This is a genomic window from Pseudomonas sp., from assembly GCF_030684895.1.
GTDB lineage: Bacteria > Pseudomonadota > Gammaproteobacteria > Pseudomonadales > Pseudomonadaceae > Aquipseudomonas.
In genome coordinates this window covers 103030-128076 of sequence record NZ_JAUXXP010000058.1, presented here as the reverse complement: position 1 = coordinate 128076, position 25047 = coordinate 103030, and the positions used below count along the sequence as shown (strand labels likewise).

Sequence of the window (25047 nt, the reverse complement as noted above, 5' to 3'; positions counted from 1 at the left end):
TTCAGCTCTCCACAAAGGCTTCGAATAGGCCGAGGGGCAGCGGCACATCCAGCAGGTAATCGAACAGGCCATACAGCAGCACACCCATCAGCACGGCGCTGATGGCGCAAGGAATCAGGCGGCCGGTAAACAGCAGGCCAAGGGCAAAGGCGGCCAGCGCAGTGCTGATCACGAAGCCGAGTACTTCAAACGACAGCGCATAGGCCAGCAGCGTCAACACGCACAGCGTGGCGCGTATGGCGGCGCGGGTATTGAGCCGCTGCTCCAGCAGGCCGGGTTTGCACAGTAGCCACAGGCTGCCGGCCGACATCAGGGCCAGCAGCAGCAAGGGATAGGCGCGCGGGCCGACCGGGTCATAGGCGAAGGGTGCCTGGAAGCCCCAGGCGATGACGGCGAGAACGGCGCAAAACAGCAGCCAGATCGCGGCGAACAGGCGAACGTACATGGCGAATTACCTCAGAGCTTGGGCGTCTAATCCCCTCTCCCCTTGGGGGAGAGGGTTAGGGTGAGGGGCTTGGATGGTGCGGTCTGGAACCGCCACCCCTCACCCCGGCCCTCTCCCCAGTGGGGAGAGGGTGGCTTACGCGTTACTGCATCAGGCCGAACTCGCCAGCCAGCGCCTTGTATTCTTCAACTTGCTTGAAGACCAAGGCTTTCAGCTCGTCGCCAGTCACCGACAACGGCAGCAGGTCGCGCTGTTCACGCAGGGTGGCGAAGTCTTCATCGGCGAGCAGGGTGTCGAACTGCTGTTTCCACCAGTTGTACTGCTCGTCACTGACCTCTGGGCCCATATAGAAGCCACGGATCACCGGCCAGCTGATGTCGTAGCCCTGCTCCTTGGCAGTGGGGATGTCAGCCAGCTTGCCTGGCAGACGCTCATCGGCGAGCACGGCGAGGATGCGCACTTTTTTCGCAGCCAGCTGCGGGGTGACTTCACCGAGACCGCTTGAGGTGACCTGTACGTGACCGCCGAGCATGGCAGTGAGGGTTTCGCCGCCGCCTTCAAAGGCCACATAGCGCAGGTTTTTCGGGTCGATACCGGCCAGGCGAGCGATCAGCGCAGTCTGCATCCAGTCCTGGCCACCGATGGTGGCGCCAGCGCCGAAGACGATACTGCCAGGGTCTTTTTTCAGCGCCTGCACCAGGTCATCCAGGTTCTGGTAGGGCGAGTCGGCCCGCACGGTGATCGCGCCGTAGTCGGTGCCCACGGCAGCCAGCCAGCGCACGCCGGTTTCGTCGTAACGGCCGAACTTGCCTTGCGCCAGGTTGAGCAAGGAGCCGCTGGAGAATGCGGTGATGGTGCCTGGATCAGCAGCGCGTTGGGCAATCACGGCGTTGTAGGCCACCGCGCCGACACCGCCGGGCATATAGGTGACGCGCATCGGAGCCTTGAGCAGGCCGCTGTCTTTCAGGCCGCTCTGCGCCAGTTTGCAGGTCAGGTCGAAACCGCCGCCGGGCTTGGCCGGGGCGATGCATTCCGGGCGCTTGGGTTCGGCGGCCAGCAGTTGGCCGGCAAAGGCCATACAGGCGGTGGCCAGGGCGATGCGGGTAAAGGCAGTTTTCATGGTGTGTTCCTCTGAGTTCTTATTGTTTACCAGATCGGCAGCGTGTAACCGACGATGACGCGGTTCTCGTCCGCATCGCGGGCGAAGTCGGATTTGAAGCTGGCGTTGCGCAGGCGCACGTAGACATCTTTCAGTGGCCCGCTCTGCACCACGTACTTGACCTCGATGTCGCGTTCCCACTCACCGCCGGTGTCGTTCGTGCCGGCAATCTGCGCGTCGCTGCCTTTGATGTAGCGAGTCATAAAGCTCAGGCCGGGTACGCCGAGCTTGCCGAAGTCGTAGTCGTAACGGGCCTGCCAGGAGCGCTCGTCGGCGTTGGCGAAGTCGTTGATCTGCACGAAGTTGACCAGGAACGGGTCGCTGCCATCGATATAGGCGTAACCGGTGTCGCCGCTCATGTCCTGGAAGCCCAGGCCCAGTTTGTGGCCATTGATGGCGTAGCTGAGCATGGCGTTGAAGGCGCGGTTGTCGATCTTGCCGGCATTGGATGCGCCGCTGTCCTTGCTCAGCATCAGGCGTACATCGGCGCTCAGTGTGCCGCTGCCCAACGGCTGGCTGGCGAGCAGACCGAAGAAGTGCTGACGGTAAATATCGTCGAGGTCGGCAAAGTAGTAACGCCCGGTGAGACCCTTGGCGAACTGGTAGTCGAGGCCCATCAGATCCAGATGGTCAGCGGTGATGCCGCCAGCGAAGCGGCGATTTTTGCTGTTGAGGATCAGCTCTTCGGAGTTGGTCGAGGCACGGTCGATCACTTTGTCCAAACGCCCGCCGGTAAAGGTCAGTCCATCCAATTCGGACGAAGTCAGCAAACCGCCTTCAAATACCTGCGGCAGCAGGCGGCTGTCGCTGGCCTTGACCACGGGTAGTTCAGGAATGTGCGAGCCATAGCGCAGCTCGGTATTGGAGACCTTGACCTTGGCTGTAAGGCCCAGGCGGCCGAATTGGTCTGGGGTGCCACCATCGTCCTGCACAGGCAGCAGGTCGGTGCCAGTACTGCCGCCGCCGGAGTTTAGTTTGACGCCGAGCATACCCATGGCGTCCAAACCAAAGCCGACAGTGCCTTCGGTGTAGCCGGACTGGATGTCTAGGAGAAAGCCCTGACCCCATTCGTCGCGCTTGTTCTGCTGGCTGCTTGTACCTTCACGGAAGTCGCGATTGAGGTAGATATTGGTGGTGGTGAGGCTTGCCTTGCTGTCGGCGACAAAGTCGGCGTTGGCTGCGGGGGCAAGCAGGGCCGTGCTGATGGCCAGGCTGAGCAGGTGAACAGGCGAAAGTGCCCGATTTGATGCAGTCGGCATCCTGTGGTCTCCATTGTTGTTTTTGTCACGGCTGCGCACCACTGCGTCAGTCGTTCAGGTCGGTGGGTCGAGCCACCTGAGACCGATGCTATGGGGTCAAGCTTTCACCAGGCTTTCAGCTTGAAAGAAAATTGCAGGGGCGTTCGCAGCGGCCTTTGCACCGTTACACTGGGTACATAACAACAAGTTCGTGGAGTGCTATTACCGTGCGAATCCTGCTGGTCGAGGACCATCTGCCCCTGGCTGAAAGCGTGGCTCAGGCCCTGCGTGGCACCGGGCTGACCGTGGACATGCTGCATGACGGTGTGGCCGCCGATCTGGCTCTGAGCAGCGAGGATTACGCCTTGGCGATTCTCGATATCGGCCTGCCGCGTTTGGACGGATTTCAGGTGCTGGCGCGTTTGCGTGAGCGTGGCAATACCTTGCCGGTGCTGATGCTGACCGCCCGTGGTGAGGTCAAGGATCGTGTGCATGGCCTTAATCTGGGCGCCGATGATTACCTGGCCAAACCCTTTGAGCTGAGCGAGCTGGAGGCGCGGGTCAAGGCACTGCTGCGCCGCACCGTGCTCGGTGGCGAACGCCAGCAACGCTGCGGCAACCTGCTGTATGACCTGGATACCCGGCGCTTTACCCTGGCCGATAGCCTGCTGACCCTGACCTCGCGCGAGCAGGCGGTGCTGGAGGCGATGATCGCCCGGCCGGGACGGGTGATGAGCAAGGAGCAGTTGGCCGCCCAGGTGTTCGGCCTGGATGAAGAGGCCAGCAGCGACGCCATCGAAATCTACGTGCATCGCCTGCGCAAGAAGCTCGAAGGCGGCGGGGTGCGCATCGTCACTTTCCGTGGCTTGGGCTATTTGTTGGAGGCAGCCGATGGCTGAGGGTTGGAGGCTGTCGGTGACTGAGCGCGGCAAACCCGTGGAGAACCAGCCGGGCAGCCTGCGCGGGCGGTTAATCCGCCGTCTGGCGCTGCTGCTGGCGCTGATTCTGTTGGTCAGCAGCCTGAGCGCCTATTGGAGTGCCCGTCATGCAGCAGATACCGCCTATGACCGCACTTTGTTGGCCTCGGCGCGGGCGATTGCCGATGGTCTGTACACCACCGCCGAGCGCTTGAATGCCAACGTGCCCTATGTGGCGCTGGACACCTTCGCCTATGACAGTGCCGGGCGCATCTATTACCAGGTGCTGGATGTACAGGGCGTACTGGTGTCCGGTTACGAAGACCTGCCGCCACCACCGCCCAGTACCAAACGTACCGAGGATTACCCGGCGCTGGCGCGTTTCTACGATGCCGCATACCGCAACCAGGGCGTGCGGGTGGTCAGCCTGCTGCAGCCGGTCAGCGAGCCAGGAGTCAATGGTGTAGCGGAAATCCGCGTGGCGGAAACCCAGGGCGCACGCGAGCGCATGGCCCGCGAGTTGTTGCTCGGCACCTTGCTGCGCATGGGCGTGCTGTCGCTGAGCGCCTTGCTGCTGGTGTGGCTGGCGGTGAGCGCTGCGCTGCGCCCGCTGGAGGCCTTGCGGCGAAGTGTGGCGACGCGCACCAGCGATGATCTGCAGCCGTTGTCGGATGTTGGTATGCCGCGCGAGCTGCGTCCGCTGATCGATGCGCTGAACCAATTCAATGACCGCCTGCGCAACCTGTTCGAGCGCCAGTCGCAATTTATCGCCGATGCCTCCCATGAGCTGCGCACACCCTTGGCAGCGCTCAAGGCGCGGGTCGAGCTGGGCTTGCGCGCGCAGGAGCCTGCGGTGTGGCGCAGCACGCTGGAGGAAGCCGCGCAGAACACCGACAAACTCACCCATCTGGCCAATCAATTGCTTTCGCTGGCGCGTATCGAAAGCGGTGCGCGGGCAATTGCCGAGGGCGGCGCGCAGCGTCTGGACCTCAGCCAGCTGGCGCGCGAGTTGGGCATGGCGCTGGCGCCACTGGCCCATGCGCGGGGTATTTCCCTGGCATTGGAGGCTGAGCAACCGGTGTGGGTCAACGGTGAGCCGACCTTGCTCAACGAGCTGCTGTGCAACCTGCTGGATAACGCCATGGCGCACACCGCAGTCGGCGGCAATGTGATTCTGCGGGTCTTGCCCACCGGGGTGCTGGAGGTGGAAGACGATGGCCCGGGGATTCCGCCGGAAGAGCATGAACGGGTATTTGCGCGCTTCTATCGACGCAGCAACAAGGGCTCGGGGGCGGGCTTGGGTTTGGCGATTGTCGGGGAGATCTGCCGGGCACATCAGGCTGAGATCAGCCTGCATCAGGCGCAGCCGCACGGCTTGCTGGTCCGCGTCGAGTTTGCCAACACAGAAACCTAGGTCAGGGCGTCAGGCTCAGCGGTTGCTGGATTTCCAGCAGGTACTGAGCAACCTTGCCGCTTTCGCGCAGTTGCGCCAGGCCCTGGTTGAAGCGGGCGATCAGCTCGGCATTGCCGGGCACTTCCCGCGAGAGCAGCAGGTGCAGGCTGTCACTGCGTAGGGGCGTGGGATGAAAACTCAGTTGTGCACGTTCGGCGGCGCTGAAGTGCTGATGCAGCATGTCGAAGCCGACCACCTTGTCCATCGGGAACAGGTCGACGCGGCCGGCGATCAACTGGCGAAAGGCGGTTTCATCGCTGGTGACCCGGTTGACTCGCAGTTGCCCGCTGGCTTCGGCCTGCTGAAAGGCTTCGCCGTAGTCATAGCCGCGGGTGCCAACCAGGCGCCGGCCTTGCAGGTCACTGACCTGCTGCCAGTCAAAGCTGTAGTCCTTGCGGTGGAACAGGTAGTAACCGCTTTCTACCACCGGGTCGCTGATAAAGAACTTTTCCTCTCGCTCGCTGCTGCGCAGCCAGACTGCGCTGCCGTCGCGTTTACCGCGCTCGGCCAGTTGCAGTGAGCGTGCCCAGGGGTGGAACTCCCAGGCCACATCAACCCCCTGCAGGGCAAAGGCTTCGGCGACGATGCGCGAGGCCACGCCCTTGTGCGGCAGCTGCTCACCCAGGTAAGGCGGCCATTCGCCGTTGGTCAGGCGCACCTCTTGCGCAGCGGCCAAAGCACCGCAAAACAGGCTGAACAGAACGGATAACAGCAGCGTGCGCATGAGCCGTATGCCGATTGCGGGGACTGCATTCAGTCTAGTTGCATTCGGCTGCATGCGCGTGTGGGGCTTTACTGAAGCATGCTCATGGCCGCTTCCATGGCGGCGGAGAGGTCTTCGTCTTCATTCAGGTTCTGGTTGGGGTCAAGACCGAGCTTGGCGAACGCTGGGATCTGGCTCCAGTCCAGTTTGGTGTAGGGGTGTTCGCTGCCAATGTAGCTCTGCAAGGTGGCGACCTGGACGATATCGACATAATCGACCTTGGCGCTGTCGCGAGTGAAGTCCAGGTACTGGCCGGGCACCATGGCGATCAGCTCGGGGAATTCCCAGGTACGCAGGATCTTGTCGCCGATGATCGGGTGAATCTGCTCGATCACGTGGTTGAGGCTGATCGAGTCGGCCAGCAGTTCGCTGTGCTCTTCGGCGTAGGTGAGGATCGGCAGTACGCCAATCTGATGGACCAGGCCGGCGAGGGTGGCTTGGTCGGGCAGCAGGCGCGTGTAATGTTTGCACAGAACGTGGCAGATGCCGGCGATTTCCGTGCTTTTGTTCCATACTTCGCGCATTTTGCGGTCAACCACATCGCTGGTGGCCTGGAACATCTGCTCCATGGCCAGGCCCGTGGCCAGGTTGCAGGTGTAGTTGATGCCGAGGCGACCGACGGCCATCTGCAGGTCGGTGATTTCCTTGTTGGTGCGCAGCAGTGGGCTGTTGACCACCTTGATGATGCGCGCGGTCAGGGCTGCGTCGTTGCCGATTACCTTGCTCAGTTGCGGGATGCCGATGTCCGGGTCTTCTGCTGCCTCGCGGACTTTCAGCGCGACCTCCGGCAGGGTCGGCAGTACCAGTTCATCGCTGTCGATGGCCTGGATCAGTTCCTTTTGGACTTTCTCAGCAAGCTTGCTCATGGGCAATTCTCTTTAGGCGGTCAGGCAGTAGTAATCAGTGTAGTAAGTGCTTAGCGCTGTATTTCGCGGTCTGCGTCCAGTGTATACGGCAAATCGAGCACGCTCAGCATGCTGCCCTCGGCAGAACCCAGGTGAATAACGCCATTGTGCGCGGCTTCGTCCTGCAACACAGCGAGCAGTTCGACGCCGGCTGCGCTGCGCGCCGCCAGCACCACTTCGCCAACGCTGGAGGTGTGCGTTGGGGAAAACAGCGCAGTGGCGGGCTCTGGCGCCTGGCTGTCATGCAGTTCGAGGCGATACAGGCGACGCTTGAGTTTGCCCAGGTACTGCATGCGCGCGACGATTTCCTGGCCGGTGTAGCAGCCTTTCTTGAAGCTCACGCCGCCCACGGCCTGCAGGTTGATCATCTGCGGAATAAACAGCTCACGGGTGCTGCCCATGACCTGGCCAATCCCAGCGCGCACTTGCGCCAGTAGCCAGTCATTCAGCGGCGCTTGCGGCAGTTGGCTGGCCACTTGTGCCTGTACGGCTGCGGCTTGGCTGGCGGGTATCCAGAGTTCGGCGCGGCCATCGCTCAGGCGCAGGGCCAGCAGTTCATCACTGCGCGCGACGCTGTCGGCGGTTTCTGCAAGCTCCAGGCCGAGGCTGCGCAGGGCTTCATCGCCGCCGCTCAGGCCGATGCGCAGCCAGTCCTGGCTTTCGTCGGTGAGTTTGGATTTGCTGAAGACGGCGTATTTTTTCAGGTCAGTCAGTTGCGCTTCCAGCAAATCGCTGGCCATTGCCAGCAGGTAGCCGTCACTCACACTGAGGATGCGAAAGCTCGACTGCATGCGGCCCTTGGGGGTGCAGCGCGCACCTAGGCTGGAGTGGCTGTCGCTGAGGTAGTTGAGGTTGCAGGTGACTTGGCCCTGGAGGAACTTGTTGGCGTCCGGGCCGCGCACGGCGAGGGTGCCTTCGTGGCTGAGGGTGCAATAGAACGCGGTATCGGCCATGGTGGATTAGGTATCGCTGGATAAAAGTTAGGGGGCTCATCATAGAGCGCGCCTCGCGCCTTGTCAGCGCTTGCCGCTGCTTCCCTTGCGGGCATTGCCTGGCTGGGTGATGCGCGCGGTCAACAGGGGCGCGTTTCATCGGTATACTGCGCGCCTTATCCAAGGAGCATACCCATGGTTGACTCGGTTGAACTCAATCGTCTTTTTTGGCACAGCCGCCGCGGCATGCTGGAGCTGGATGTGCTGCTGGTGCCGTTTGTCAGGGAGGTGTATCCGCATCTCGACGAGGCAGACCGCGAGCGTTATCGCAAGCTGCTCGAATGTGAAGATCAGGACATGTTCGGCTGGTTTATGCAGCGCGGCGAGCCGGAAGATGCCGATCTCAAGCGCATGGTTCGGATGATTTTGGACCGTGTCCAGCCCCAGTGACGGCTTCGAGTGCCGGTGGCAGCCCTCACGGCAGCTGCTGGCCTGCTATGCCCTGATTCAGGGATTGGCGCTGCTTAGCCTGGCGCTGGTGGATATTCCCATTTGGGCGCGGTTGCTTGGAATGGGCTTCTGCCTCGCCCATGCCGCTTGGGTATTGCCACGTCATGTGCTGTTGAGTTCGCCTTCGGCCTACCGGGCACTGCGCTGCACGGCCGATGGTTGGCAGGTGCACTGCGCGGCGCAGGGCTGGCAGGCCATCGAGCTGCATCCCGATAGCCTGGCTTTGCCGTTGATAGTGCTGCTGCGTTTTCGTCTGGCCGGGCAGCGCCGTGTGCGCTCGGTCTGCATCGCCCGCGACAGCCTGGCGCGGGATCAGCATCGGCGCTTACGGGTGCGGCTGAAATTCAGTCGCCATAGGTGGGCGGCAGCAGAATAGTGTCCTTGGCCTCGGCCAGCTGCTGCGGGTAGTCCAGGGTGTAATGCAGGCCGCGGCTTTCGTGGCGCAGCATGGCCGAACGGATCATCAGCTCGGCAACTTGGGCCAGGTTGCGCAGCTCGATCAGGTCACGGCTGACCTTGTAGTTACTGTAAAACTCGTGAATTTCGTCGAGCAGCAGGCGTACGCGGTGTTCGGCCCGCTGCAGGCGCTTGTTGGTGCGCACGATGCCGACGTAGTCCCACATAAAACGCCGCAGTTCGTCCCAGTTGTGCGCAATGATCACGTCCTCATCCGAGTCGGTCACCTGGCTGGCGTCCCAGCTGGGTAGCGCGCTGGGCATGCTGATCTGCTCCAGCTGCGCGAGGATGTTCTCGGCCGCAGAGCGGGCATAGACGAAGCACTCCAGCAACGAGTTGCTGGCCATGCGGTTGGCCCCATGCAGGCCGGTAAAGCTGGTTTCACCGATGGCATACAGGCCCGGCACATCGGTGCAGCCGCTCTGGTCGACCAACACGCCGCCGCAGGTGTAATGCGCCGCCGGTACTACCGGGATCGGCTCTTTGGTGATGTCGATACCGAAGTCCAGGCAGCGTTCATACACGGTAGGGAAGTGTGATTTCACAAAGTCAGCCGGTTTATGGCTGATATCGAGGAACACGCAGTCGATCCCCAGGCGCTTCATCTCATGGTCGATGGCGCGGGCGACGATGTCCCGTGGCGCCAGTTCGGCGCGCTCATCGAAGCGCGGCATAAAACGTTCGCCGTTCGGCAGCTTGAGCAGTGCGCCTTCGCCGCGCAGCGCCTCGGTGACTAGAAAGCTCTTGGCTTTCGGGTGGTACAAGCAGGTCGGGTGGAACTGGTTGAACTCCAGGTTGCCGACCCGACAGCCGGCGCGCCAGGCCATGGCGATGCCGTCGCCGCAGGCGCCATCCGGGTTGCTGGTGTAGAGATAGACCTTGGCCGCGCCGCCGGTGGCGAGAATCACAAAGCGTGCGCTAAAGGTGTCGACCTCGCCGCTGGCGCGGTTGAGCACGTAAGCACCCAGGCAGCGCTGGCCTTCCAGGCCGAGTTTGCGTTCGGTGATCAGGTCAACGGCGACGCGTTGCTCGAGCAGTTCGATATTGCTGCGCTGTCGGGTCTGCTCCAGTAGGGTGTTGAAGATCGCCGCGCCGGTGGCATCGGCCGCGTGAATGATACGCCGGTGGCTGTGGCCGCCTTCACGGGTTAGGTGGAATTCGAAGCCGCCGTCTTCGCGAGCGGTTTGATCGTCGCGGGTAAAAGGTACGCCCTGATCAATCAGCCATTGGATGGCTTCGCGGCTGTGCTCGACGGTAAAACGCACGGCGTCCTCGCGGCACAGGCCACCACCGGCATTGAGGGTGTCCTCGACATGCGACTCGATGGTGTCGGTATCGTCCAGCACCGCCGCCACGCCGCCCTGCGCCCAGTAGGTCGAACCGTTGGACAGGTTGCCCTTGCTCAGTACGGCAATACGCAGGTGTTCAGGCAGCGTGAGGGCCAGGGTAAGGCCGGCTGCGCCGCTACCGATAACCAGAACGTCGTGTTGGTAATGTTGGCTCATGTCCGAATTCCGCGAAAAGCGGCCCCTAGTATATAGAGGGGGTGGACGGCACAATAGCCAGCTTATGACCAAGTGCGTTACTCGGGAACTTTTTAAGTGTTTCGGGTTCCATAGGCGGTTGTATAAATGGAAATTCGCCTGTGTCAGGCGGCCTCCAGTGGGCCTGCGGTTTTTGCCTAGCCGGCAGGTGATCCAGACTACAAGCGCAGCAATGGAGTTCCTTTGCTGCGCTGTTCCGTGCAGGACTTTTAAGTGTTCTGCAGGAAGCTTGTTTGAAGGGGAGAACTTTTGCGCAATGCCCAAGTCTACTTTGGCAGACCGAGTAAAGGGTTGGTGTTGCGCTCCTTCAAACCTTATGAGGAGTTTTCATGCTAACCCAGGAAGATGATCAGCAACTGGTCGAGCGCGTACAGCGCGGCGACAAGCGTGCATTTGATCTATTGGTGCTCAAGTATCAGCACAAGATTCTCGGGTTGATCGTGCGTTTTGTGCATGACACCCATGAGGCACAGGATGTGGCGCAGGAAGCCTTCGTCAAGGCGTATCGGGCGTTGGGTAATTTTCGTGGTGACAGTGCGTTCTACACTTGGCTGTACCGCATCGCCATCAACACGGCGAAGAACCACCTGGTGTCGCGTGGTCGGCGCCCGCCAGACAGTGATGTAAGTGCTGAAGATGCCGAGTTCTATGACGGTGACCATGCCCTCAAGGACATCGAATCGCCGGAGCGCGCACTGTTGCGCGACGAGATCGAGGCCACCGTGCACCGCAGCATCGAGCAGTTGCCGGAAGATTTACGCACAGCGCTAACCTTGCGTGAATTTGATGGTCTGAGCTACGAGGACATTGCCAGCGTCATGCAGTGTCCAGTCGGCACCGTGCGTTCGCGAATTTTCCGGGCGCGTGAGGCCATTGATCGATCCCTGCAGCCATTGCTGCAGGAAACCTGAGACAGCGGCGTCAGCCAAGAGAGGAACCGCCATGAGTCGTGAAACCCTGCAGGAATCGCTGTCCGCGGTGATGGATAACCAAGCGGATGAACTTGAACTAAGGCGAGTGCTGGCGGCCAGTGATGACCCTGAGCTGCGCGCAACCTGGTCGCGTTACCAGATTGCTCGGGCGGTCATGCACAAAGAGCTGCTTGAGCCGCGTCTGGATATTGCTGCAGCTGTGTCCGCCGCCCTGGCTGACGATGTTGCACCGGTAGCCCCTGTTGCGCAGCAAGCGCCGCGCGGCCCATGGCGTACCGTAGGGCGTCTGGCTGTTGCCGCTTCGGTTACCGTGGCGGTGTTGGCGGGCGTACGTCTGTACAACCAGGACGACATCACTGGCGCGCAGTTGGCGCAGCAGGCCAATCAGCCGCTGCTGAATATTCCCCAGGTCAGCGGGCCGGCCATGCTGGCAGGCTTCAATACTTCCGAGGGGCAGTCTGCTCCTGCGGCCAGCGCCGTGGGTCAGGGTCAGCCAGGCTGGCATGAGCAGCGTTTGCCAGCTTATCTGCGCCAGCATGCGCAGCAGGCAGCCATGAGTACGAGTGAAGGTGCGCTGCCTTACGCGCGTGCAGCCAGTCTGGAAAACCGTTAACGGCCGTTGTTAAGGAATCGCATGCGCTTTATTCCTTTAAGCGTTCTGTTGCTGGGCAGTTGGCTGGTGTTGCCGGCGGTTGCCGATGAAGGTCGTGCCTTGTTGCAGCGTTTGGCGGATGCCGAGCGCACGCAGAGTTTTCAGGGCACCTTTGTTTACGAGCGTAATGGCAGTTTTTCGACGCACAGCATCTGGCATCAAGTTGGTGAGGGCGGTGCTCTACGTGAGCGCCTGCTGCAACTGGATGGTTCCGCGCAGGAAGTGTTGCGTGTCGATGGTCAGGTGCAATGTGCCAGTGGTGCATTGGCTGACCAACTGATTGATAGCCAGTTGTGGCCCGCCCGGGTGCTAAATGCCGAGCAGCTGAGTGAGTGGTATGAGCTGCGTGTGCTCGGCAAGTCCCGTGTAGCGGGGCGAGCTACCCGTGTATTGGCCCTGGTGCCGCGTGATCAGCATCGTTATGGCATCGAGCTGCACCTCGATCAGCAAACCGGCTTGCCGCTCAAGTCCTTGTTGGTCAATGACAAGGGGCAGTTGCTTGAGCGTTTTCAGTTTACCCAGCTACAAACCGAAGCCCCTGCAGCCTCTAACCTTGAGCCTGGCGCAGGTTGTCGCCCGGTGCGTTTGTCTGCCGCCCAGGTGGATGCGGTTGAGGCCTGGCGTTCGGATTGGCTGCCGCCGGGCTTTAGTCTGAGTTCGGTCACCCAGCGCCGCAGTCCTGCATCGGATGAGCCAGTCGCCTGTCAGGTGTATGGCGATGGCTTGGCGCGTTTTTCCGTATTTATGGAGCCGCTGCGCGGTGCAGTTGTTGAGGATGTGCGTACTCAGCTGGGCCCGACTGTGGCCGTTTCGCGCCGCTTGAAGACCGCTGATGGCGACGTGATGGTCACAGTAGTCGGTGAAATACCTTTGGGTACTGCCGAGCGAGTGGCCTTGTCGATGCGTTCGGCAGGTGAGGTGGCGCAGTGATCGAGGAGCAAGGGCGGGTCGTGGCCGTTGAGCCCGGTGCCGTCTGGGTCGAAACTCTGCGTAAAAGCACCTGTTCCAGCTGTTCCGTCAAAGCCGGCTGCGGCCAGGGCTTGCTTGATCAGCTCGGGGCGCGCGGTCGTCGTGGTTACGTGCGTGCACTGTCGGATCTGCAGCTAAATGTGGGCGATGCGGTCATCATCGGCGTACGCGAGGATCTGCTGGTGCGTGGTTCTGTGCTGGTTTATCTGCTGCCGTTACTCGGTTTGTTTGCTGCGGCTGTGCTGGCTGAACAGGCGGGCTTGAGCGAACCCTGGGTAATACTCAGTGCGCTGTGCGGTTTTTTGTTTGCCTGCTGCGCGGTGCGCTGGCGCAGTCGTGTCACCGCCGGTGATCCGGCGTTGCAACCGGTGGTGTTGCGTGCATTGCTTGGCGGTGCCGCAGCAGCGTTTTAAGACTTTTGCTGGCCTGATGGGGAGTTGTATGTCGAAGCTTGGTCTGAAATCTTCATTTACTGCGTTATGTGCCGTGTTGCTGATGGGGCAAGCGCTGCTTGCTCAAGCGAGCCTGCCGGATTTCACCGAGCTGGTTGAGCAGGCGTCACCGGCGGTCGTCAATATCAGTACGCGGCAGAAGATGCCGGATCGCGCGGTGGCAGGCAGCGGTCAGCTCAATATGCCCGACCTGGAAGGCATGCCACCGATGTTTCGCGAGTTCTTCGAGCGCAATATTCCGCAGGTGCCACGCAATCCAGGTGGTGGTCGCCAGCGTGAAGCCCAGTCACTGGGCTCGGGCTTTATCATTTCCGCTGATGGTTATGTGCTGACCAATAATCATGTGATTGCCGATGCCGACGAAATCATCGTGCGTCTGTCGGACCGCAGTGAGCTGGAAGCCAAGCTGGTCGGTACTGACCCGCGCAGCGATGTTGCGCTGCTCAAGGTTGAGGGTGCTGGCTTGCCAACCGTCAAACTGGGCAAGTCTGAGGAGCTGAAAGTTGGTGAGTGGGTCTTGGCGATTGGCTCACCCTTCGGCTTCGATCATTCGGTGACCGCCGGGATCGTCAGCGCCAAAGGTCGCAGCCTGCCAAACGAGAGCTATGTGCCGTTTATTCAGACTGACGTGGCGATCAATCCGGGTAACTCCGGCGGTCCGCTGTTTAACCTGGCCGGTGAAGTGGTCGGTATTAATTCGCAGATTTTCACCCGTTCCGGCGGCTTTATGGGGCTGTCGTTTGCCATTCCGATGAGTGTGGCCATGGATGTGGCTGATCAACTCAAGGCGGAAGGCAAGGTCAGTCGCGGCTGGTTGGGTGTGGTGATTCAGGAAGTGAACAAGGATCTGGCTGAGTCCTTTGGCCTGGATAAACCGGCCGGTGCGCTGGTGGCGCAGGTGCTGGAGGACGGTCCGGCTGCCAAAGGCGGCTTGCAGGTCGGCGATGTAATTCTCAGTCTGGACGGTAAGCCGATCATTATGTCCGCTGACTTGCCGCATTTGGTCGGTGCGCTCAAGCCAGGCAGCAGTGCCGAGTTGGATGTGGTGCGCGATGGTGCGCGTAAGAAGCTGAAATTGAGCATCGGTGCGCTGCCTGAAGACGGCGAGGCTCTGGCCGGTACTGCTGCGCCTGGCGTTGAGCGCAGCAGCAACCGTCTTGGGGTCAAGGTGGTTGAGCTGACTGCCGAGCAGAAGAAGAGCCTCGATCTGAAAGGCGGCGTGGTGATCTCTGAGGTGCAGGATGGCCCGGCGGCGCTGATTGGTCTGCGTCCGGGCGATGTGATCACGCACCTGAACAATCAGGCGATCAATTCGGCCAAGACCTTTACCGAGGTGGCACAGGCACTGCCGAAAAATCGTTCGGTGTCGATGCGCGTGCTGCGTCAGGGGCGCGCCAGCTTTATCACCTTCAAGCTGGCCGACTGACGGCACAGGCAGACTAAAAGGGCGACTTCGGTCGCCCTTTTGCATGCCGTCCTTATACACAGCGCCGCCATGCGGGCTTGATGACGTGCAAGGTGGCTTTCGGGTACACTTCGCGGCTATTTTCGGCGGGCAGTCGCCTGCGACCTTTTTGAGTGTTGATCCGTGAGTGATTTGAGTCATATCCGCAATTTCTCCATCATCGCCCACATTGACCACGGCAAGTCGACCCTGGCCGACCGGTTTATCCAGATGTGTGGCGGCTTGGCCGACCGTGAAATGGAAGCCCAGGTGCTGGACTCCATGGATCTGGAGCGCGAACGCGGGATCACCATCAAGGCGCACAGCGTCACCCTGTATTACAAGGCTAAAGACGGCATCACTTATCAGCTGAACTTCATCGATACCCCAGGTCACGTCGACTTCACCTATGAAGTCAGCCGCTCCCTGGCGGCCTGTGAAGGCGCGCTGCTGGTGGTCGATGCCGGTCAGGGCGTGGAAGCGCAATCGGTGGCCAACTGCTACACCGCCATCGAGCAGGGCCTTGAGGTCATGCCGGTACTGAACAAGATCGACCTGCCCCAGGCCGATCCGGACCGGGTCAAAGAAGAAATCGAGAAAATCATTGGCATCGATGCCACTGACGCAGTGACCTGCAGTGCCAAGACCGGCCTGGGCGTCGATGAAGTGCTTGAGCGTTTGGTGCACACGATTCCGGCGCCGACCGGTGATATTGAGGCGCCGCTGCAGGCGCTGATCATCGACTCTTGGTTCGACAACTACCTGGGCGTGGTCTCCCTGGTGCGCGTGCGCCATGGCCGGATCAAGAAGGGTGACAAGGTGCTGGTCAAATCCACCGGCAAGATTCACCTGGTCGACAGCGTCGGCGTATTCAACCCCAAGCATACTGCCACCGTCGACCTCAAGGCCGGCGAAGTGGGCTTTATCATTGCCAGCATCAAGGACATTCACGGCGCGCCAGTGGGTGACACCCTGACCCTGGCCGCCACGCCCAACGTCGAAGTGCTGCCCGGCTTTAAGCGTATCCAGCCGCAGGTCTATGCCGGCCTGTTCCCGGTCAGCTCCGACGATTTCGAAGACTTCCGTGATGCGCTGCAGAAGCTCACGCTGAACGACTCGTCGCTGCAATATTCGCCGGAAAGCTCCGACGCCCTGGGCTTCGGTTTCCGTTGTGGCTTCCTCGGCATGCTGCATATGGAGATCATCCAGGAGCGCCTAGAGCGCGAATACGACCTGGATCTGATCACCACGGCGCCGAGCGTAATCTTCGAAGTCGTACTCAAAACCGGCGAGACCATCTACGTCGATAACCCCTCCAAGCTGCCGGATGTTTCCTCGGTCGAGGATTTCCGCGAGCCGATCGTGCAGGCCACCATCCTGGTACCGCAAGAGCACCTGGGTAACGTCATCACTCTGTGTATCGAGAAGCGTGGCGTGCAGCGCGATATGCAGTTCCTCGGCTCCCAGGTTCAGGTTCGCTACGACCTGCCGATGAATGAAGTGGTGCTCGACTTCTTCGACCGCCTGAAATCCACCAGTCGCGGTTACGCCTCGTTGGATTACCATTTCGATCGCTACCAGTCGGCCAACCTGGTCAAGTTGGATGTACTGATCAACGGTGACAAGGTCGATGCCCTGGCCCTGATCGTGCACAAGGACAACGCCCATTACAAAGGCCGCGCGTTGACCGAGAAGATGAAAGAGCTGATTCCTCGGCAGATGTTTGACGTGGCGATCCAGGCTGCAATTGGTGGGCAGATCGTTGCGCGGACTACGGTCAAGGCGCTGCGCAAGAACGTATTGGCCAAATGTTACGGCGGTGACGTCAGCCGTAAACGCAAGCTGCTGGAAAAGCAGAAGGCCGGTAAGAAACGCATGAAGCAGGTCGGCAACGTGGAAATTCCACAGGAAGCCTTCCTCGCTGTGCTCAGGTTGGATAGTTAAGGTCCTATGTCGATCAATTTCCCGCTGTTACTGGTTATCGCCGTCGCCGTTTGTGGTGTGCTGGCATTGTTCGACCTGATCTTTCTGGCCCCGCGCCGGCGAGCCGCGATCAGCACCTACCACGGCCAGGTCAGCGATCCTGATGAGGCGGTGATGGCGCGTTTGAACAAAGAGCCTTTGCTGGTGGAGTACGGCAAATCGTTCTTTCCGGTGCTGGCGATTGTGCTGGTGCTGCGCTCGTTTCTGGTCGAACCCTTCCAGATTCCATCCGGCTCGATGAAGCCGACCCTGGAAGTGGGGGATTTTATCCTGGTCAACAAGTTCGCCTATGGCATCCGCCTGCCGGTGCTGGACACCAAGGTGATTGAAGTAGGCGACCCGCAACGTGGTGATGTAATGGTGTTCCGCTACCCAAGCGATCCGAACATCAACTACATCAAACGCGTGGTGGGTTTGGCCGGCGACCGGATTGCCTACAGCAGTGACAAGCGTCTGACCATCAATGGTGAGTCTGTAGCGCAGCAGTTGATTGGCGATGAGCCGGGCAGCCTGGGCAGTGCGACGCTGTATAACGAGAAGCTTGGTGAAGCCGAGCACCAGATCCGTAAGGAAATGCAGCGTTACCGGGTTGAGCCAGGTCGCGAGTGGGTGGTGCCGCAAGGGCATTACTTTATGATGGGCGACAACCGCGACAACTCCAATGACAGTCGTTATTGGAATGATCCGGCCATCCCCAAGCCGCTGCTGGGCATGGTGCCCGATCAGAATATCGTCGGCAAAGCCTTTGCCATCTGGATGAGTTGGCCGGACCCGAAGTCGAGCAACCTACCGAATTTCTCCCGTGTAGGTCTGATTCACTGACCTGCTGCCGAATTTGCGACGCTGTTAAATGCAGCGTCGCAGGCTATATATAGTCTTGCCTCCAGCCGTAATGGCTTTCACATAACTCGAATTTGGGGACAAATATGAAATCTGCGCATTCGCAAAAGGGAATGTCGATTCTTAGTTGGTTGATGGTGCTGGCTGTTGTTGCCTTTCTGGCCAGTGCGGCATTCAAGGTATTGCCGCATTACTTCGACTATATGTCGTTGGAGAAAATGATTACGTCGGTCGAGACCGATAAAGCAGCCGGGGTTCGTAGCATTAATGACTTCTATAGCCATATCAGCAAGGGCATGCAGGTCAATAGCATCCGTGATCTGAATATGCAGGACGCGATCAAGGTCAAAATCGAAAACAACGAATTTCGCGTGCACCTGAAGTATGAAAAGCGTGAGCCATTGATCGAGAACATCGATCTGGTGGTGCGATTCGATAAAGAATTCCGCGTGCGTATGCCGTGAGTGCGTCGTTAGCCCGTCTCGAGCGGCAGCTCGGTTATACCTTCAAGGACCAGGAACTGATGATCCTGGCCCTGACCCACCGCAGTTTTGCCGGGCGCAATAATGAGCGCCTGGAGTTTCTCGGTGATGCGATCCTCAACTTTGTTGCCGGCGAGGCGCTGTTTCAGCGCTTTCCGCTGGCCCGCGAAGGGCAGCTGTCACGTTTGCGCGCGCGCCTGGTCAAGGGCGAAACCCTGGCCATTCTGGCTCGCGGCTTTGATCTGGGCGAGTACCTGCGCCTCGGTTCCGGCGAGCTGAAAAGCGGTGGTTTTCGCCGTGAGTCGATTCTGGCTGACGCACTGGAAGCGCTGATCGGCGCCATCTACCTGGACACCGGGATGGATGCGGCGCGTGAGCGGGTGCTGGCCTGGCTGACTACTGAGTTGGACAGCCTGACCCTGGTCGACACCAACAAGGACCCGAAAACCCGTCTGCAGGAGTTTTTGCAGTCGCGCGGCTGTGAGTTGCCGCGTTACGAAGTGGTGGATATTCAGGGCGAGCCGCACTGTCGGGCATTCGTCGTCGAATGTCAGATCACCCTACTCAATGATAAAACCCTGGGGCAGGGCGCCAGCCGGCGTATCGCCGAGCAAGTTGCGGCCGCTGCCGCGCTGATTGCCCTGGGTGTGGAGAATGGCAATGACTGATACACCTGTTACACGCTGTGGCTATGTCGCCATCGTCGGCCGGCCCAACGTGGGCAAGTCGACGCTGCTTAACCACATCCTCGGGCAGAAGCTCGCGATCACCTCGCGCAAGCCGCAGACCACGCGGCACAACATGCTCGGGATCAAGACCGAGGGTGAGGTGCAGGCGATCTATGTCGACACCCCCGGTTTGCACAAGAACAACGAAAAAGCGCTGAACCGCTATATGAACAAGAACGCCTCGTCGGCGCTGAAGGATGTCGACGTGGTGATCTTCGTGGTCGACCGCACCCGCTGGACCGACGAAGACCAGATGGTGCTCGAGCGTATTCAATACGTCGAAGGCCCGGTAATCCTGGCAATCAACAAGACTGACCGCATCGAAGACAAAGCCGAGCTGATGCCGCATCTGGAGTGGCTGGCCACCCAGTTGCCGAATGCCGAGATCGTGCCGGTCTCCGCCCAGCATGGGCATAACCTCGACACCCTGGAAAAACTGGTGGGCGAGCGTTTACCGGAAGGTGTGCACTTTTTCCCGGAAGACCAGGTCACCGACCGCTCCAGCCGCTTCTTCGCCGCCGAACTGGTGCGCGAGAAGATCATGCGCCAGCTCGGCGCTGAGCTGCCGTACCAGATCACCGTGGAAATTGAGGAATTCAAGCGCGACGGGCGCATCCTGCATATCCACGCGCTGATCCTGGTAGAACGCGACGGCCAGAAGAAAATCATCATTGGTGACAAGGGTGAGCGGATCAAACGCATTGGCCAGGAAGCGCGCAAGGACATGGAAGTGATGTTCGACTCCAAGATCATGCTCAACCTCTGGGTTAAGGTCAAAAGTGGCTGGTCGGACGATGAGCGCGCGTTGCGTTCCCTCGGTTACGACAACATCTAGCACCGCACGGGCGCTCCTGCGCTCGTTTTTGCGTCCCGCCACTTCGAGTCGCCATCGGCCATGCTTGCAGACAGTCAGCCTGCTTATGTTCTGCACAGCCGCGCTTACCGTGAAAGCAGCGCGCTGGTGGACTTTCTTACTCCGCAAGGCCGTTTGCGCGCTGTGCTGCGTGGTGCGCGTGGCAAGGCCGGCAGCCTGGCCCGGCCGTTTATTCCGCTGGAAGCCGAGTTTCGCGGGCGTGGCGAGCTGAAGAATGTCGGCCGCCTTGACCCTGCAGGCATTCCCAATCTGCTGGTGGGTGAGGCGCTGTTCAGCGGCCTGTACCTCAACGAACTGTTGATCCGCCTGTTGCCCGCCGATGACCCGCACCCCGCCGTTTTCGAGCACTACGCCATGACTGTGCTGGCGCTGGCCCAAGGTCGCGCCCTTGAGCCGCTACTGCGCTCTTTTGAGTGGCGTCTGCTGGATCAGCTGGGCTATGGTTTCGCCCTGGATCTGGACAGTCAAGGTCAACCCATCGCCGAAGCGGGTCTGTATCGACTGCACACCGAAAGCGGGCTGGTGCCGGTTGGGCATCTGCAGCCAGGTGTATTCCAAGGTGCTGAACTGCTGGCGATGGCTGAGGCCGATTGGACTGCGCCGGGCGCTCTGGCCGCCGCTAAGCGCCTGATGCGCCAAGCTCTAGCCCCCCATTTAGGCGGCAGGCCGCTGGTCAGCCGTGAACTGTTTATGACGCTCAAGGAGCCAAGCCGTGACTGATGCCAATCGTATTCTGCTGGGTGTAAACATCGACCATGTGGCCACCCTGCGCCAGGCCCGTGGCACCCGTTATCCTGACCCGGTCAAGGCCGCGCTGGATGCGGAAGAGGCGGGCGCCGATGGCATCACCGTGCACCTGCGTGAAGACCGCCGGCATATCCAGGAGCGCGATGTGCGCCTGCTCAAGGAAGTCATGCAGACGCGGATGAACTTCGAGATGGGCGTCACCGAGGAGATGCTCGCCTTCGCCGAAAGCATTCGCCCCGAGCACGTCTGCCTGGTGCCGGAAACCCGCCAGGAGCTGACCACCGAAGGCGGTCTGGATGTGGCCGGGCAGGAGGCGCGGATTCGCGCAGCGGTCGAGCGGCTGAGTAAGATCGGCTGCGAAGTGTCGCTGTTTATCGACCCGGACCCGCAGCAGATCGAGGCGTCCAAGCGCGTTGGTGCACCGGCCATCGAGTTGCATACCGGTCGTTATGCCGATGCCCACACGCCTGAGGAGGCTGCGCGCGAGCTGGCGCGGATTCGCGATGGTGTGGCCTGCGGGTTGGCCCATGGACTGATCGTCAATGCCGGCCACGGCCTGCATTACCACAATGTTGAGCCGGTGGCGGCGATTGCTGGGATAAACGAGCTAAATATCGGCCACGCGCTGGTGGCGCACGCGCTATTTGTCGGCTTCAAACAGGCCGTGCTGGAGATGAAAGAGTTGATCGTTGCGGCGGCAGGGCGCGGGTAGGTTGGTGTTGAGCGCAGCGAAGCCCAACAAGCTACGGTTCAGATGGCGCTGATGCCCTGTTGGGCTTCTTCGCTTTGCTCCTCAACCCAACCTACGGCTTACGTGCGATCAGCACCGCCCGACTCGGCGCCGGCAGGCCTTCGACGGTGCGGCTGTGATCGGCTGGGTCGAGGAACTCGGGCAGCGACTGAAAGCGCATCCAGTCGGTCGAGCGCTGTTCATCCACGCTGGTGGTGCTGACATCCACGCAGCGCACATCGACAAAACCGGCGCGGCGTAGCCACAGCTCCAGCGCCGGCACCGAGGGCAAAAACCAGACGTTGCGCATCTGCGCGTAGCGGTCTTCGGGGACCAGTACTTGCTGGGCATCGCCTTCGACCACCAGGGTCTCCAGCACCAGTTCGCCGTCCTTAACCAGGCAATCCTTGAGGTCGATCAGATGATCGATGGGCGAGCGGCGGTGATACAGCACGCCCATGGAAAACACCGTGTCGAAGCCCTGCAGCTTGCCGGGTAATTCCTCGAAGGCCAGCGGCAGGTGCCAGGCGGGCAGGTCGGGCAGGTAGTTCTTCATCGCCAGAAACTGGCAGAGGAACAGCCAATTGGGGTCGATGCCGACCACGCTGTCCGCGCCGGCACCGAGCATGCGCCACATGTAGTAGCCGTTACCGCAGCCGACATCCAACACGCGCTTGCCCTTTAGATCAAGGTAGGGGGCAACGCGCTGCCACTTCCAATCCGAGCGCCATTCGGTGTCGACGTGCACGTCAAACAGATGAAACGGTCCCTTGCGCCAGGGAATCAGGCCCTGCAAGGCGGTTTTCAGTGCGGTGCGGGTCGGTTCATCACAGGGGCCGTTGAAGGTGAAGCTGTGCAGCAGCTCCAGCTGTTCGACGTGCAGTTCCGGCAGCGCCTGTACCGCGCCATACCAGCGCGGCAGGTCGCCATGGCCGACCGCCAGTTTGGTGTCGATCTGCCCGGGCAGGTCGGCTGCCCAGTCTTGCAGTGGGGTGCCGGCAAGCGCGGCTTGCAGGGCGTCGAGGTCGAGGCGGCTGATCATGGCAGGGCAATCAAGGAAGCAAAATTAAGGCACTGGAACCACGGCACCACCTGGCTGAAACCAGCGGCCAGCAGGCGCTCGCGGTGTTGTTCCAGGCTGTCGGGCAGCATGACTTTTTCAATGGCGCTGCGTTTCTGGGCGATTTCCAGTTCGCTGTAGCCGTTGGCACGTTTGAAAGCGATATGCAGATCGCCCAGCAGGGCGTGCTGCTCGGCATCCTCGAACTGCAGTTTTTCCGAGAGGATCAACGCGCCACCGGGCAGCAAGGCCTGGCGAACCCGCGTGAGCAATTCCAGGCGTTGTTCGGGCTGGATGAATTGCAGGGTGAAGTTCAGCGCCACCAGCGAGGTTGGCTGGAAATCGAGGCTGAGAATGTCGGCCTCGATTACCTCAACCGGCAGCAGTTCCTGAAACATTAAGTCCTGGGCGTGCAGATACTCGCGGCAGCGCTCGACCATGGCGCTGGAGTTGTCCACGGCAATCACCCGGCAATCCTCGATCTGCACATGCCGGCGCAGCGCCTGGGTCACTGCGCCCAGCGAGCTGCCTAGGTCATACAGCACGCTGTGCGGTTGGGCGAACTGGCCAGCGAGCACGCCGATATTCTCGACAATGGTCGGGTAGCCCGGCACCGAGCGTTTGATCATGTCGGGGAAGACCCGCACCACATCTTCGTTGAACACGAAGTCCGGCACCTGGGCCAGGGGTTGGGCGAAAAGACGGTCGGGCTGTTTGCTCACGATGGCTACGCACTGGTCGATAAAGCCGGGCATTTTAGCCAAGTAGAAGCCATAGCCAAACGCTGATTGCAGCTATTGGTCGCAAATCTACATAGGTGATGGCTCAGCGGGCCTGTTTGAAGGCCGAGGCGGCAATGGCCCATTGCCCTAGCCAGTAGCTGAGCATGATCGCCAGCGGTGCAGCATCGAAGGGTGCGACAAAGCGGTTGATGCCGATCAGGCTGTCGGACAGCACAAACAATGCGGCGCCGCCGGCGGCCAGGCGCGTTGAGAAGCTGGGCAGGCCCGGTTGACCGAGGCGGGCGAGGGCGCGCCAGAGCATGGCGCTGATCGCCAATGCATAGCAGGCCACGGGGATCAGCAGTGGGCCCAGATTGGCGCTGGCGAGTATGGCGAACATCGTCCCGCCTGTTACTAACGCGAGCAACAAGGCGAGCCAGGCCGGTTGTTTACAGTCGCTCAGGTAGGCGCGCAGATAGGCCAGGTGCGCCAGCAGGAAGGCGCCGAGGCCGAAAACAAACAGGTCACCGGGCCAGTCGAGCAGGATATCGCCCGCCAGTGAGGCGAGCAGGCCGAGGCTGATCCAGCGTCGATACAGGCCGCTGGGTGCCGTTCTCAGCCATAGCAGTAGAGCGATGACCGGGATGCCCTTGCTGAGCAAGCCCAGTTCACTCAGGCCGCCGAGTCGTGCATAGAGAAATACCGCAGCGCCCAGCAAACCCAGCAGCAGATAACGCATGGCCTTGTCCTTGATGCTCGAAAGGCCTGCACTATGGCGTGTCGCGCATTAACCAACCACGCCGTGGATGCCAGTCAAAGCAGCATTTCGCGCCAGTTAGCGCGCCTTGATCGTGCAGTTGAAGCGCTGTGCCGGTACTACGCCGACTTCCCAGGGGCGTTCGTAGGTCAGCGCCAGTTGGCCTTCGCCAGCCTGGGCGACCTCGAAACGCCAGGTGGAAACCCCGGCGCTGCCGACCAGGCCGGCGTCTTCCGGGTTGCTGTAGACCTCCGGGCCGAGGCTTTTCAGCACTTGTGGCGCGGAGTCACGCAGCAGCCAGCGGAAACCGGTGGTGGGGTTGCTCGGCAGGCGCAGATTGAATTGCTGGCCGACGTGCAGCGATAGCGGGCATTTGCTCTGCTGGCTTTGCTCCAGGGTAACGCTGCTGGGTTTTTGTGCGCAGGCGGCGAGCAGTGCAAGGCTGAGTACCACTGTCAGGCGGGGGGCAAGCATGGTGAGCTCCTGGCGAATGTCGAGGCTGCCAGCATAGCTGCTAGGGCTGCTGCGCGGGAGTCCGTGCAGCGAACGTCGCCTGCAGTGGCGCGCGCAAGTGCTGGGCATACTCGTCGATCAGCGGCGTAAGCAGGGCAAAGCATTCGTGAGGTGCCAGGCGTACGTCGTGGCTGTCGATCAGTTCATGCTCCAGGCGCTGCAGCACCTGTTGTAAGGACGCGCCGACGGGCGATTGCTCCAGTTGCAGGCAGAGCTGCTGAATCTGCTGTTTCAGGTTTGGCGGGCATTGACTGTAATTGGCCGCCCGCACGCTCAGGCCGCGTAGGCGGGCAAGGTTTTCCAGGCCATGGCAGGCCTGGGCGATGCCCTCTAGGTGTGCGTTGCCAGCCTGATGCAGGCGGGTTTCGAGTGTTGCGATCACCGCCAGTAAGCCGTCGATAACCTGGCAGTGGGCGGCAAAGTCCGCCGGGTTGCGCCGCAGGCGTGGCCAGTCCTGCTGCAGTGGTGCAAGCCCCAGGCTGGGGCCGGGCCAGTTCAGCCAGAGTTGGTCGAGTTGGCGTGCCAGGGCGTTGCGCTGGCTGGTGCTGGGCAGGTCTTGCTGGGCGCCCAGGCCACGGTGTTTTTGCAGGCTCTGCAGCAGGTCGATGGCGCGTTGCAGCAGCGCCGCTTGCAGCTCGTTGAGATGCTGCTGGTGGCGTTTGCCGGCGAGCTGGCTGAGGAAGTGGCCGGCGAGTAACAGCGCCAATGCCAGGGCGAGAGCAATGCTGAGGGCCATAAGCTGGTTTCCTGAACCCGAACGGTGCGCAAGGGGGCAGGCAAACTCAGCAAATCCCTTGCCAGACCGCTTAAAGGCCCGATTTCAGGCATTTTTAACCCACT

The 25047-nt window shown here is 60.9% G+C and carries 28 protein-coding genes; 16 read left to right on the top strand and 12 right to left on the bottom strand.

Features of this window, described 5'->3' with window-relative positions:
• Nucleotide 1 precedes the first annotated feature (1 nt).
• From Q8M42_RS13385 to Q8M42_RS13375, 3 genes are all read right to left on the bottom strand, one after another.
• A complete protein-coding gene (locus Q8M42_RS13385; protein ID WP_304864440.1) occupies nt 2-445 on the bottom strand; it encodes a tripartite tricarboxylate transporter TctB family protein in 444 nt (147 codons plus the stop codon).
• A 142-nt stretch (nt 446-587) separates the two neighbouring features.
• Nucleotides 588-1565, bottom strand: coding sequence for a tripartite tricarboxylate transporter substrate binding protein (locus Q8M42_RS13380; protein WP_304864438.1), 978 nt, complete (start codon nt 1563-1565; stop codon nt 588-590).
• A gap of 26 nt (nt 1566-1591) precedes the next feature.
• Nucleotides 1592-2863: an OprD family porin gene (locus tag Q8M42_RS13375; RefSeq protein WP_304864436.1), complete on the bottom strand. Its 1272-nt coding sequence runs from the start codon at nt 2861-2863 to the stop codon at nt 1592-1594.
• Between the two features lie 206 nt (nt 2864-3069).
• Here Q8M42_RS13375 and Q8M42_RS13370 point away from each other — a divergent pair, with 206 nt between their 5' ends.
• Entirely contained in the window at nt 3070-3741 is a 672-nt protein-coding gene (locus Q8M42_RS13370) for a response regulator (RefSeq protein ID WP_304864433.1), read from the top strand.
• Nucleotides 3734-5173: a sensor histidine kinase gene (locus Q8M42_RS13365; protein WP_304864431.1), complete on the top strand. Its 1440-nt coding sequence runs from the start codon at nt 3734-3736 to the stop codon at nt 5171-5173. The genes Q8M42_RS13370 and Q8M42_RS13365 overlap by 8 nt, the downstream gene beginning before the upstream one ends.
• A gap of 1 nt (nt 5174) precedes the next feature.
• Here Q8M42_RS13365 and Q8M42_RS13360 read toward each other — a convergent pair whose 3' ends face one another.
• The 3 genes from Q8M42_RS13360 to Q8M42_RS13350 all read right to left on the bottom strand — a co-directional run bounded on the left by Q8M42_RS13360 (nt 5175) and on the right by Q8M42_RS13350 (nt 7833).
• Complete coding sequence (locus Q8M42_RS13360) at nt 5175-5936, bottom strand: ABC transporter substrate-binding protein (RefSeq protein WP_304864429.1); 762 nt, start codon at nt 5934-5936, stop codon at nt 5175-5177.
• Between the two features lie 68 nt (nt 5937-6004).
• Nucleotides 6005-6841, bottom strand: a complete 837-nt coding sequence (locus Q8M42_RS13355) for an HDOD domain-containing protein (RefSeq protein ID WP_275963007.1) — start codon at nt 6839-6841, stop codon at nt 6005-6007.
• A 50-nt stretch (nt 6842-6891) separates the two neighbouring features.
• Nucleotides 6892-7833 carry a folate-binding protein YgfZ gene (locus Q8M42_RS13350; RefSeq protein ID WP_304864427.1) on the bottom strand — a complete coding sequence of 314 codons (942 nt, stop codon included), beginning with the start codon at nt 7831-7833 and terminating at the stop codon, nt 6892-6894.
• 174 nt (nt 7834-8007) lie between these two features.
• Between Q8M42_RS13350 and Q8M42_RS13345 the strand changes: the two genes are divergently transcribed.
• On the top strand, nt 8008-8262 hold the full coding sequence (locus Q8M42_RS13345) for a succinate dehydrogenase assembly factor 2 (protein ID WP_275963009.1): 255 nt from the start codon (nt 8008-8010) through the stop codon (nt 8260-8262).
• Nucleotides 8246-8698, top strand: a complete 453-nt coding sequence (locus Q8M42_RS13340) for a protein YgfX (RefSeq protein ID WP_304864425.1) — start codon at nt 8246-8248, stop codon at nt 8696-8698. Before Q8M42_RS13345 ends, Q8M42_RS13340 begins: the two co-directional genes overlap by 17 nt.
• On the opposite strand, the gene nadB is transcribed toward Q8M42_RS13340, so the two are convergent.
• Nucleotides 8667-10283 (bottom strand): L-aspartate oxidase, encoded by a 1617-nt coding sequence (gene nadB, locus Q8M42_RS13335; protein WP_304864422.1) that lies wholly within the window; start codon nt 10281-10283, stop codon nt 8667-8669. The two genes, Q8M42_RS13340 and nadB, sit on opposite strands and share 32 nt — an antisense overlap.
• A gap of 368 nt (nt 10284-10651) precedes the next feature.
• On the opposite strand from nadB, the gene rpoE reads away from it, so the two are divergent.
• From rpoE to pdxJ, 12 genes are all read left to right on the top strand, one after another.
• Nucleotides 10652-11233, top strand: coding sequence for an RNA polymerase sigma factor RpoE (rpoE, locus tag Q8M42_RS13330; protein WP_090252003.1), 582 nt, complete (start codon nt 10652-10654; stop codon nt 11231-11233).
• A gap of 31 nt (nt 11234-11264) precedes the next feature.
• A complete protein-coding gene (locus Q8M42_RS13325) occupies nt 11265-11867 on the top strand; it encodes a sigma-E factor negative regulatory protein (protein WP_304864418.1) in 603 nt (200 codons plus the stop codon).
• 21 nt (nt 11868-11888) lie between these two features.
• A complete protein-coding gene (locus tag Q8M42_RS13320) occupies nt 11889-12836 on the top strand; it encodes a MucB/RseB C-terminal domain-containing protein (RefSeq protein ID WP_304864417.1) in 948 nt (315 codons plus the stop codon).
• Nucleotides 12833-13288, top strand: a complete 456-nt coding sequence (locus Q8M42_RS13315; RefSeq protein WP_304864415.1) for a SoxR reducing system RseC family protein — start codon at nt 12833-12835, stop codon at nt 13286-13288. The genes Q8M42_RS13320 and Q8M42_RS13315 overlap by 4 nt, the downstream gene beginning before the upstream one ends.
• A gap of 82 nt (nt 13289-13370) precedes the next feature.
• Nucleotides 13371-14753: a DegQ family serine endoprotease gene (locus tag Q8M42_RS13310; protein ID WP_370692688.1), complete on the top strand. Its 1383-nt coding sequence runs from the start codon at nt 13371-13373 to the stop codon at nt 14751-14753.
• Nucleotides 14754-14915: 162 nt separating this feature from the next.
• Nucleotides 14916-16715, top strand: a complete 1800-nt coding sequence (gene lepA / locus Q8M42_RS13305; protein ID WP_304864410.1) for a translation elongation factor 4 — start codon at nt 14916-14918, stop codon at nt 16713-16715.
• Nucleotides 16716-16721: 6 nt separating this feature from the next.
• Nucleotides 16722-17576 (top strand): signal peptidase I, encoded by an 855-nt coding sequence (gene lepB / locus Q8M42_RS13300; RefSeq protein WP_304864408.1) that lies wholly within the window; start codon nt 16722-16724, stop codon nt 17574-17576.
• A 104-nt stretch (nt 17577-17680) separates the two neighbouring features.
• Complete coding sequence (locus Q8M42_RS13295; protein WP_304864406.1) at nt 17681-18058, top strand: DUF4845 domain-containing protein; 378 nt, start codon at nt 17681-17683, stop codon at nt 18056-18058.
• Entirely contained in the window at nt 18055-18744 is a 690-nt protein-coding gene (gene rnc / locus Q8M42_RS13290; protein WP_304864404.1) for a ribonuclease III, read from the top strand. The genes Q8M42_RS13295 and rnc overlap by 4 nt, the downstream gene beginning before the upstream one ends.
• On the top strand, nt 18737-19639 hold the full coding sequence (era, locus tag Q8M42_RS13285; RefSeq protein ID WP_304864401.1) for a GTPase Era: 903 nt from the start codon (nt 18737-18739) through the stop codon (nt 19637-19639). The genes rnc and era overlap by 8 nt, the downstream gene beginning before the upstream one ends.
• 60 nt (nt 19640-19699) lie before the next feature.
• Nucleotides 19700-20398 carry a DNA repair protein RecO gene (gene recO, locus Q8M42_RS13280; protein WP_304864398.1) on the top strand — a complete coding sequence of 233 codons (699 nt, stop codon included), beginning with the start codon at nt 19700-19702 and terminating at the stop codon, nt 20396-20398.
• Nucleotides 20391-21137, top strand: coding sequence for a pyridoxine 5'-phosphate synthase (pdxJ, locus tag Q8M42_RS13275; protein ID WP_304864396.1), 747 nt, complete (start codon nt 20391-20393; stop codon nt 21135-21137). Before recO ends, pdxJ begins: the two co-directional genes overlap by 8 nt.
• 91 nt (nt 21138-21228) lie before the next feature.
• Here pdxJ and cmoB read toward each other — a convergent pair whose 3' ends face one another.
• The 5 genes from cmoB to Q8M42_RS13250 all read right to left on the bottom strand — a co-directional run bounded on the left by cmoB (nt 21229) and on the right by Q8M42_RS13250 (nt 24943).
• Nucleotides 21229-22197: a tRNA 5-methoxyuridine(34)/uridine 5-oxyacetic acid(34) synthase CmoB gene (gene cmoB, locus Q8M42_RS13270; protein ID WP_304864393.1), complete on the bottom strand. Its 969-nt coding sequence runs from the start codon at nt 22195-22197 to the stop codon at nt 21229-21231.
• Nucleotides 22194-22970: a carboxy-S-adenosyl-L-methionine synthase CmoA gene (cmoA, locus tag Q8M42_RS13265; protein ID WP_304864493.1), complete on the bottom strand. Its 777-nt coding sequence runs from the start codon at nt 22968-22970 to the stop codon at nt 22194-22196. The genes cmoB and cmoA overlap by 4 nt, the downstream gene beginning before the upstream one ends.
• A gap of 70 nt (nt 22971-23040) precedes the next feature.
• Nucleotides 23041-23676 carry a lysoplasmalogenase gene (locus Q8M42_RS13260; RefSeq protein ID WP_304864390.1) on the bottom strand — a complete coding sequence of 212 codons (636 nt, stop codon included), beginning with the start codon at nt 23674-23676 and terminating at the stop codon, nt 23041-23043.
• A 96-nt stretch (nt 23677-23772) separates the two neighbouring features.
• Entirely contained in the window at nt 23773-24168 is a 396-nt protein-coding gene (locus tag Q8M42_RS13255; RefSeq protein WP_304864388.1) for a protease inhibitor I42 family protein, read from the bottom strand.
• A gap of 40 nt (nt 24169-24208) precedes the next feature.
• Nucleotides 24209-24943: a hypothetical protein gene (locus Q8M42_RS13250; protein ID WP_304864387.1), complete on the bottom strand. Its 735-nt coding sequence runs from the start codon at nt 24941-24943 to the stop codon at nt 24209-24211.
• Between the last annotated feature and the right edge of the window lie 104 nt (nt 24944-25047).

Coding starts and splice junctions, on each gene's coding strand:
- cmoB (WP_304864393.1), bottom strand. CDS start 22,197: ATGATCAGCCGCCTCGACCTCGACGCCCTGCAAGCCGCGCTTGCCGGC.
- Q8M42_RS13250 (WP_304864387.1), bottom strand. CDS start 24,943: ATGGCCCTCAGCATTGCTCTCGCCCTGGCATTGGCGCTGTTACTCGCC.
- rpoE (WP_090252003.1), top strand. CDS start 10,652: ATGCTAACCCAGGAAGATGATCAGCAACTGGTCGAGCGCGTACAGCGC.
- Q8M42_RS13365 (WP_304864431.1), top strand. CDS start 3,734: ATGGCTGAGGGTTGGAGGCTGTCGGTGACTGAGCGCGGCAAACCCGTG.
- Q8M42_RS13350 (WP_304864427.1), bottom strand. CDS start 7,833: ATGGCCGATACCGCGTTCTATTGCACCCTCAGCCACGAAGGCACCCTC.
- Q8M42_RS13320 (WP_304864417.1), top strand. CDS start 11,889: ATGCGCTTTATTCCTTTAAGCGTTCTGTTGCTGGGCAGTTGGCTGGTG.
- nadB (WP_304864422.1), bottom strand. CDS start 10,283: ATGAGCCAACATTACCAACACGACGTTCTGGTTATCGGTAGCGGCGCA.
- era (WP_304864401.1), top strand. CDS start 18,737: ATGACTGATACACCTGTTACACGCTGTGGCTATGTCGCCATCGTCGGC.
- Q8M42_RS13295 (WP_304864406.1), top strand. CDS start 17,681: ATGAAATCTGCGCATTCGCAAAAGGGAATGTCGATTCTTAGTTGGTTG.
- Q8M42_RS13385 (WP_304864440.1), bottom strand. CDS start 445: ATGTACGTTCGCCTGTTCGCCGCGATCTGGCTGCTGTTTTGCGCCGTT.
- Q8M42_RS13345 (WP_275963009.1), top strand. CDS start 8,008: ATGGTTGACTCGGTTGAACTCAATCGTCTTTTTTGGCACAGCCGCCGC.
- lepB (WP_304864408.1), top strand. CDS start 16,722: ATGTCGATCAATTTCCCGCTGTTACTGGTTATCGCCGTCGCCGTTTGT.
- Q8M42_RS13325 (WP_304864418.1), top strand. CDS start 11,265: ATGAGTCGTGAAACCCTGCAGGAATCGCTGTCCGCGGTGATGGATAAC.
- Q8M42_RS13260 (WP_304864390.1), bottom strand. CDS start 23,676: ATGCGTTATCTGCTGCTGGGTTTGCTGGGCGCTGCGGTATTTCTCTAT.
- cmoA (WP_304864493.1), bottom strand. CDS start 22,970: ATGCCCGGCTTTATCGACCAGTGCGTAGCCATCGTGAGCAAACAGCCC.
- Q8M42_RS13310 (WP_370692688.1), top strand. CDS start 13,371: ATGGGGCAAGCGCTGCTTGCTCAAGCGAGCCTGCCGGATTTCACCGAG.
- recO (WP_304864398.1), top strand. CDS start 19,700: ATGCTTGCAGACAGTCAGCCTGCTTATGTTCTGCACAGCCGCGCTTAC.
- Q8M42_RS13380 (WP_304864438.1), bottom strand. CDS start 1,565: ATGAAAACTGCCTTTACCCGCATCGCCCTGGCCACCGCCTGTATGGCC.
- Q8M42_RS13255 (WP_304864388.1), bottom strand. CDS start 24,168: ATGCTTGCCCCCCGCCTGACAGTGGTACTCAGCCTTGCACTGCTCGCC.
- Q8M42_RS13375 (WP_304864436.1), bottom strand. CDS start 2,863: ATGCCGACTGCATCAAATCGGGCACTTTCGCCTGTTCACCTGCTCAGC.
- Q8M42_RS13360 (WP_304864429.1), bottom strand. CDS start 5,936: ATGCGCACGCTGCTGTTATCCGTTCTGTTCAGCCTGTTTTGCGGTGCT.
- Q8M42_RS13355 (WP_275963007.1), bottom strand. CDS start 6,841: ATGAGCAAGCTTGCTGAGAAAGTCCAAAAGGAACTGATCCAGGCCATC.